Source organism: Mesorhizobium sp. M1A.F.Ca.IN.020.06.1.1 (assembly GCF_004023265.1).
Classification (GTDB): domain Bacteria; phylum Pseudomonadota; class Alphaproteobacteria; order Rhizobiales; family Rhizobiaceae; genus Mesorhizobium.
On record NZ_RZSR01001482.1, the window covers coordinates 1 to 904 of the forward strand.

The following is a 904-nucleotide window of genomic DNA, read 5'->3' on the forward strand; positions in this document are numbered from 1 at the left end:
CCTGCGAAGAGTGTCCGTTCTGCTTCGGCTGCCCGCATCGCGAAGGTGCCGACATGGATTCCCGCGTCGCCTCGCTCCTTGCTCCGCCTGAGACTGACGAAGGTGACGGCCGTCGACGCTATCATCGCCAATATTGTCTCCATCACATTTTTTCGTTGGCGCGCCGCGGCATTTTCCGTGCAGCATATGTGCATCATTCTCACGAGGCCCACCATGACCGCCCTCCCCGGCATCTCCGACATCCACGTCGCTGCCGCCAGGCTTTCCGGGCTGATCGTCGAAACGCCGCTGATCGAATCGCCGGAGCTCAACAAGCGCTATGGCGGCCGCATCCTGTTCAAGCCGGAGACGCTGCAGCGCACCGGTTCCTTCAAGATCCGCGGCGCCTACAACAAATTGTCGTGCTTAAGCGAAGAAGAGCGCAGCCGCGGCGTCGTCGCCTTTTCGTCCGGCAATCACGCGCAGGGTGTCGCCGCTTCGGCCGCCATGTTCGGCGTCAGGGCGGTCATTGCCATGCCCGCGGACGCGCCGGCGCTCAAGGTCGGCAATGTGCGCAAGATGGGCGCCGAGGTGGTGCCTTTCGACCGCTTCAAGGACGACCGCATGACCATCGTTCGCCCCTATATCGAGAAGGGCATGGCGCTGGTGCCGCCCTTCGACGATCCGGCCATCATTGCCGGCCAGGGCACCATCGGGCTGGAGCTGGTGCGCCAAGCGAAGGCGCTGGGCGTCAGCCTGGACGCAATTGTCGTGCCCTGCGGCGGCGGGGGTCTGTCGAGCGGCATTTCCGTCGCGGTGAAGGACGCCTCGGCACAGACGCAAGTCTGGGCGGTCGAGCCGGAGCATTTCGACGACACGCGCCGCTCGCTCGCCAAGGGTGACCGGGTCTCGAATGAGCCCGGCC

The 904-nt window shown here is 65.0% G+C and carries 1 protein-coding gene; it reads left to right on the forward strand.

Annotated features, from left to right (window positions below; translation table 11 throughout):
* Window positions 1-213: 213 nt before the first annotated feature.
* Window positions 214-904, forward strand: a 691-nt coding sequence (locus tag EOA60_RS35025) for a pyridoxal-phosphate dependent enzyme (protein WP_128312731.1), incomplete at its 3' end; no start/stop codon positions are given.